This is a genomic window from Arcobacter vandammei (assembly GCF_016106035.1).
Lineage (GTDB): Bacteria > Campylobacterota > Campylobacteria > Campylobacterales > Arcobacteraceae > Aliarcobacter > Aliarcobacter vandammei.
Map to the genome: position 1 here is coordinate 1 of NZ_JADKPZ010000033.1, position 6,393 is coordinate 6,393.

At 27.8% G+C, this 6,393-nt stretch carries 7 protein-coding genes; all 7 read right to left on the minus strand.

From position 1 onward, the window contains the following. The coding region (locus IQC44_RS11180) for an AlbA family DNA-binding domain-containing protein (protein ID WP_198306442.1) at window positions 1-315 on the minus strand (315 nt) is incomplete at its 3' end. Next, window positions 299-1,195 carry a ComEC/Rec2 family competence protein gene (locus tag IQC44_RS11185; RefSeq protein WP_198306443.1) on the minus strand — a complete coding sequence of 299 codons (897 nt, stop codon included), beginning with the start codon at window positions 1,193-1,195 and terminating at the stop codon, window positions 299-301. The genes IQC44_RS11180 and IQC44_RS11185, both read right to left, overlap by 17 nt. A gap of 10 nt (window positions 1,196-1,205) precedes the next feature. Continuing rightward, window positions 1,206-1,799, minus strand: a complete 594-nt coding sequence (locus IQC44_RS11190; RefSeq protein WP_198306444.1) for a hypothetical protein — start codon at window positions 1,797-1,799, stop codon at window positions 1,206-1,208. Next, window positions 1,792-2,853: a ComEC/Rec2 family competence protein gene (locus IQC44_RS11195; protein WP_198306445.1), complete on the minus strand. Its 1,062-nt coding sequence runs from the start codon at window positions 2,851-2,853 to the stop codon at window positions 1,792-1,794. Before IQC44_RS11195 ends, IQC44_RS11190 begins: the two co-directional genes overlap by 8 nt. Before the next feature lie 15 nt (window positions 2,854-2,868). After that, the gene (locus IQC44_RS11200) at window positions 2,869-4,740 is read right to left on the minus strand and encodes a hypothetical protein (RefSeq protein ID WP_198306446.1); all 1,872 of its coding nucleotides are present in this window, start codon (window positions 4,738-4,740) and stop codon (window positions 2,869-2,871) included. Beyond that, window positions 4,737-6,002, minus strand: coding sequence for a restriction endonuclease subunit S (locus IQC44_RS11205; protein ID WP_198306447.1), 1,266 nt, complete (start codon window positions 6,000-6,002; stop codon window positions 4,737-4,739). The genes IQC44_RS11200 and IQC44_RS11205 overlap by 4 nt, the downstream gene beginning before the upstream one ends. Next, entirely contained in the window at window positions 5,995-6,294 is a 300-nt protein-coding gene (locus IQC44_RS11210; protein ID WP_198306448.1) for a hypothetical protein, read from the minus strand. Before IQC44_RS11210 ends, IQC44_RS11205 begins: the two co-directional genes overlap by 8 nt. Between the last annotated feature and the right edge of the window lie 99 nt (window positions 6,295-6,393).

Sequence of the window (6,393 nt, forward strand, 5' to 3'; positions counted from 1 at the left end):
ACTTCTGTAGTAATATGAACCTTTATAGCTTATAGGATATGGATATTTATCAGTGATGATTTCAAGGTACTCTTTATCTTCATCTTGCAAAAGATTGACATCTACCATGATGCCTAAGATATCTCGTACTTTGTTTGGTATATCTTCAAGAAGTTTTTTGGCATTATCAATGCCTTTGATTTTGCCATCGTCATCTACACCAATATATAGTTTCCCACCATCAGTATTGCCAAATGCACTGAGCCATTTGATATACTCATCTCTCCAAGTTTGTTTAAATTCTATATTTTGCGATTCGTTAATTTGTAGTTTCATTTTGTAAAGTTCCTATATAATATCCATAATTATTTGTTTTACTTTCGTATGTCAAAAAATTTACAGAATAATTTTGTTTTGACACATAAATATGAACTTTCCCATTCTCAATTTCAAAAGTAATATCACCTGCTGAATTTTGAGTAATAGTATTGTAACCTTTATAATAATTAAGGTGTTCAGAAGGGGCTTCTCCTATAATAATTATCTGAGGTGAAATCTCTTGTAACCAACTCTCTGGTATTTTGCCACTATCTCGTCCATGGTGAGGAGCAAATAAAATATCTATAACAGGCATTTTAATATCACTTTCAATATCTGCCATAAATTCAGTCTCTAAATCTCCCATCCATAAAAATTTTGCGCCACCAAATGATCTATATTCTATGATAGGAGAAATATTGTTAGGACTTTCACCATTCTCTGCATTTTTCAAAGCTGTTATAAAAAATTCATTTGATGTATTTGGCCATAAAATATTTATTCCTGAACTGCCTCGTTCATCATCACTTTGATTCATCCATTTTCTTGTACAATTTTTATAAATATTATAAACTGAATCTCCATCTCTCAATCTACAATATTCTTCAAAATCTGTAGTTTCAATTGTTTTTGTTGCTTTATTTTTTACACAGTAAAAATTATCAACACCAACTTCTTCAGTATAAAACTGTAATCCTTTAATATGATCCTCATCAGGATGTGTTGAAATAAATCTTGATATGCTTTTGTATTTTTTTGCTTCTTTTATTTCTGATGTAATTGCTTCTTTATTTTCATCTTTTAAAAAGCAATCAATTACCGTAAAATTGTCACTAGCATGTTTTATGTAAAACATATCACCATTATCAACCGAAAAAGATTTGACTATACTACTCATACCATTTATCCTATTGTTTCAATTCAACATAGCTTTTAAGAATTTGTTCTGAATAACGTTGACTAGATATATATAAACATATTCCTAAAAACAGTAATAAAAATAAATTTTCTTTAATAAAATAATCGAAATAAATATAATTAATAACAAGAAGACATAAAACAAGAAATGAAAAATTTCTCATAAAACCATAAATAATATTTTTAGAAAAAAGTAACCTATCTCCTCGTGTTACTTTCAACATATCAGATAATAACTGTTCTTCATTATCATATTGTTTTAATAGACTTTGGTAAACTTTATTTGTGCTTCTTTTAATATACTTTATTGTTGTATTTCCATATCTATCCCAATAAATTGTTTGCAAATATCCTGAAATTATTGCTCCACAAAATTTTGGTAATAAAGCTACAAACAAAGAAGTAAAAATAATGAGTGGAATTTTTAATATATCCAAATACCCTAACCCTAAAATTGGATAATATTTTGAAACAATCATTATTTCAAGACATAAAGTAAATATTAAAGCAGGAAAATAACGAGCTTTCAATTCATATTCATTTTTTCCTAATAATCTTATAATTTTAAAATATAAATTATTCATAATCTTCAACCTCTTCCTTAAATTTTAAAGCTTCAACAGGTCCCCAACCATCTCTTTTTGGCATGTTATGATGATGTTTAATTGTATTACCTTCTGTAGAAATTACTTTACATCCTCTTCTGATAAATGCATTTACAACTACTTGTCTTGGATGTTTTTTTGCATATTCCCCAGCAGATACAAATGCTGTCTTATTTTCTTCTTGACCTTTACTACCTAATATTTCATTTAAGATACTTGGTGAAACATTTCTTCTACTTCCATGATGTGGAATTTGTATAAATCTTAGAGTTGAAGCTAAATCCAAACTTTTTGACTTAGCATACTCATTTGCATGGCTTAAAGCTTTTATTCCAGCGTCACCAGTAAGCATGTAGCCTTTTTCATTAAAATGGGCATATAAAATTACACTGCTTTCATTATCTGCACTAGTTTCTCCATCCTCTTTCAATGTTTCAAAAGACATAGATTCAAATACTGATTTTATTCCTTCCATAATGAAATCTCTAAAACTAGACTCTGCCAAGCCTTTCTTTATTGGAGTCTTATTAAAATCTGGAATAAGTTCATGCAAATACCAATTTATATTAGGAGACATAACATGAAAATGACCAATCCATTGTCCTTGAAATGGTTCCTTTATTGGAATCCTTCTTTTTAGAGCTATCTCTTCAAGTGAATATGAGGCAGAAAATTTTTCTTTTAGCCTTTTTTCCAAACTTTCTTCTGTCATTCTTTGATCTTTAAAATAATCAATAATTACAGAAGTATAATTCCATGGTCTATGAATCCAAAGTTCTCCCACTTCAAGAGATTCCATAACAACACTTAAACCTGAAGCATGGTCTTGATCAGGATGAGTATTAACAATAAAATCAACAAAATTAGTATTATAATGGGTCTTAATATGTGTAACTAAAGCTTCTCCTGACTCTTTTGTACCTCCATCAACAACCATAACTTTATAATTATTATTTTCCCCATATCTTATAACAATTGCATCTCCACTGGAATCTCCATTACCAACAGGCAAAAATTCTATCTCAAAATTCATATACTTCCCTCCATTCTATTTTAATAAAACACCAATACCAATATCTTTTAACTCTAATTTAAATTCATCATAATCGTAAATAATATTATTGATGATTTCATCAGATGATGACAATGAAAATTTAGCTCTTTTTTGAATGAAAGTATTAATACAAATCGCAGAAACCATCTCAATAAAATCAACATAATAGTTAATGATAGGACTTGATTCACTATGTGCATTATGAACTATTTTATTTCTAACTCTATAGATATAAACTAATTTTTCGAAAAATATTTTTTCAAATTTTTCTATCAACTTTAAACATTCTTTTGAATCATTAAATACCAAATTTAAAAAATCTAGTTGTTCATAAAACAACTCTTCTTTATCTAAATAGCTTTTAATTTGTTCAATATTATCTATAAAGTTTTTTAAATAGATTGTTTCACCCTCTGCAACATTTAATCCAATAGAATCTTTTAATGTTTTTGGCAAATTTACTTCTATTCTATAATGATGTAGTGGTGCGGTGTTTGCAGTAATGTCTTTAAGTTTATGATAATGTTTCCAAGCAAAATCGAACATATATTTTTTTGCCAACATTTTGGAAACTACTTCAAAAATTGTCTTTGGAGTACTCTGAGAATGTTTTGTAAAAATATTTTCCAAAGTAACCCAGTGCCATAAAATTTTCTCATTATTTTCATTAGATTCAATAGCTTTTCTTTTCCAGTGCATTGATTCTAAAATTTTTTTATCAATTTCAAGAAGATTTTTACTCATAGGTTTGGAAAAAATAGATTCTTTATATTTTGAACTATCGAGTTCCAATGCATCTTGATAAGTTAAATATTCCCAAGTATTACTAGAACCTGAGCCTTTTTTATTACCGTCATTATCTATAATATAATATTTCATAGAGTTTATGGAAATAGGAACTTTATAATATGTATATCTTGAGGCTATAAGGTCTAAAGTATTTTCAAGTATTTGCAAAGCTTCCTGTTTTGCATATTCTCCATCTACAATATCAAGCTCCACTGCACCATTACAGTAGTAAATATTATCTTTGATTTCTTTTTCAAACAACTCATTAAAATGTTCAGTTGGATTGTTAAATAATCTAGTGCTTTTGGGATTATATATTTGAACATTACCTATCTTTATATTTACATCATCCCCTTTTAAACCTTTTAGTTGAAAAACAAATCTTAATTTTTCTGGCTCCTTATCAAAGTAATTTGAAATTGCTTGAATTCTTTCTTTATATGTTAAATTATCAATATAGTTTTTTAGATCACTTTGATATTGAATAAATTCACTGCTAGATACTTCCCAATTATCACATGTAAGTTTATGAGGAAAATTTGAATATAACCTTTCATTTGTAATAGTTTGATATTTAGAAAAAATATCATCGATAATTTGTATAATTTTTTTAGATGAATACTTTTTATGGATGAGTTCAAATATTATAATATTTGTTAAGTGTTTGATTTTCTCTCTTTCTATTTTTTCTTCTTCAGTTAATAATTGAGATAGTTCATTAACAGCTTCTTTACCTAAAGAAAAGTCTTCAAGCTTCACTACAATCATTTTCAGCAAGTGTAGAAGATAGCTATAATCATCTTTTTTACTAAATTGTTGTTGTATTAGTGTAAGTGTTGGCTTAATAAAATTCAAAACATTTAAATTTAATCTAGCAAATTCATTGGTTTTGTCTTGAAAAAACTTTTTATTATCATTGTTAGATAAGTTTTTTCTCTCAATCTCTTCAATAAACTCTTTAAATAATTCCTTTGGATTATATAAAATTGAATGAACGAATTCACTTTCAATACTATTATGACTATGGGTTAAATCTCTCCAGTAGTCGATAAAATATTTTATTTTTGTATCACTCATACCTTAACCCTCACTTGTCCAGTTAATAGTTTTTGCATAAGTGCTTTTTTTTGAAGTTTTAATTCTTCAAGTTCATTTTTAAGAAGATTTATCTCATCATCTGCAAGGCTTAAAACTTCTGCAATTTTTTGTTGTTCTGGAAGTGATGGAAATTTTGCTTTTGTTTCATTAAAATCTTTAATTGATAATGTAAATCTTGTACTTCCATTTGCTCTCTTAGCAAATTCTTTCAATATATCTATATTATTAAACACATAACCACTAAATTTTAAATCAATACTTTTTTTAGGTCTAAATCTAACTAAATGATAGCTATATACTGTATTTGGTAAATCTTCGATTATTACGGCTGAATGTCCAATATCATCTGGTGTTTCTGATGATGGAGTAAATAATATATCACCCTTTTTCAGATTAACTTTCTCATATTGTTCTTCTTTAAGTGATGTTTTTGAGCATCTAAAATTTTTATCAATATGCTTGTTACGATAAACATCCATATAATTAATCAGATTGACAAGCCTTTCATTTTCATTAATTATTTTATCAATGCTACTTGTTTTAAATTCTCCTATCTCTCCTAATCTTAATTCTTCCCACTCATCACTAAACCCACTAAAACGAACTTCACCGCTTAAAAGCTTTTGCATAAGTGCTTTTTTTTGTAGCTCTTTTGCTCTCAAAAGCTCGGTTTGTTTGGTGATGGCTTCATCCCAAGTTGTCAAAATCTCAGCTATTTTTTCTTGCTCTTTTAGGGGTGGGAGTGGGATATTAATAACTTCTTTAAATGATGTTGGATTTATATTCGCTTGACTCACTCCTTTAGTTGCAATAGTTCTTATTTTGTCCTGAAAATAGGTTGTATTCAATAAATTATTAATAAAAATTGAATTTAATACTTTAAAATTTGGTCTATATGCAACAATATAAGAAGCAGATAGGTAATCTCCATCTAAGTCAAACAAAGAAATTTTTCCAACCAACTCATAACTATTTGTTCGATTAAGTAAAATATCACCTTTTTTAAGTTGATACTTTTTAAATTCTTTTTCAACTAAATCAAGATAAACCAAATCTTTTAAATCTAATGTACCATTTTGCATATTTCCCATTCTTAAAACAGGATATTTTCCAATTTCATTTGTTGAATCTGAAGTACCGTAAAATGATTTAGAGAAAATTTCACTTAACTTCACAACCTCCCAATCCTCTGGAATAATCCCAACTTTTGTTTGCTTGTAGCCTTGTTTGATTTTACTCATGGTTTTTATCCTCAAGGCTTTTGTGTGACTTTTCTATCTTACTTACACTTGTCTTTGGAGTTGGTAAATTCTCTGGCATAGTTCCACCAAGTTCTTTTATAGTTTCTCTTACTTTTTTGCCTACTTCATAGTGAGTTTGGTTGGCTTTTGTTTTACCTTGGATATTGTCACTTTTGAGTTTTTCTTCTGTTTGAGTAATAGTAAACATAGCGGTTGCTTTATCTGTGTAACTATCAAGTTGCTTTATCTCTTCAAGTGTTTGATGGTGTTTTAGTTCTATATCTTTTTTCATTATTTTTTATCCCCTAAAGATGCAACAACTTTTTCAAAGTCAATTTGCACTTTACTTTTCTCATTTATCATTTGAACTTTATACTTTTCATACTCTTCA

What these genes read in the sequence shown, in the direction of transcription:
- IQC44_RS11210 (WP_198306448.1), bottom strand. Translation starts at nt 6,294, where the DNA reads ATGAAAAAAGATATAGAACTAAAACACCATCAAACACTTGAAGAGATA.
- IQC44_RS11205 (WP_198306447.1), bottom strand. Translation starts at nt 6,002, where the DNA reads ATGAGTAAAATCAAACAAGGCTACAAGCAAACAAAAGTTGGGATTATT.
- IQC44_RS11190 (WP_198306444.1), bottom strand. Translation starts at nt 1,799, where the DNA reads ATGAATAATTTATATTTTAAAATTATAAGATTATTAGGAAAAAATGAA.
- IQC44_RS11200 (WP_198306446.1), bottom strand. Translation starts at nt 4,740, where the DNA reads ATGAGTGATACAAAAATAAAATATTTTATCGACTACTGGAGAGATTTA.
- IQC44_RS11195 (WP_198306445.1), bottom strand. Translation starts at nt 2,853, where the DNA reads ATGAATTTTGAGATAGAATTTTTGCCTGTTGGTAATGGAGATTCCAGT.
- IQC44_RS11185 (WP_198306443.1), bottom strand. Translation starts at nt 1,195, where the DNA reads ATGAGTAGTATAGTCAAATCTTTTTCGGTTGATAATGGTGATATGTTT.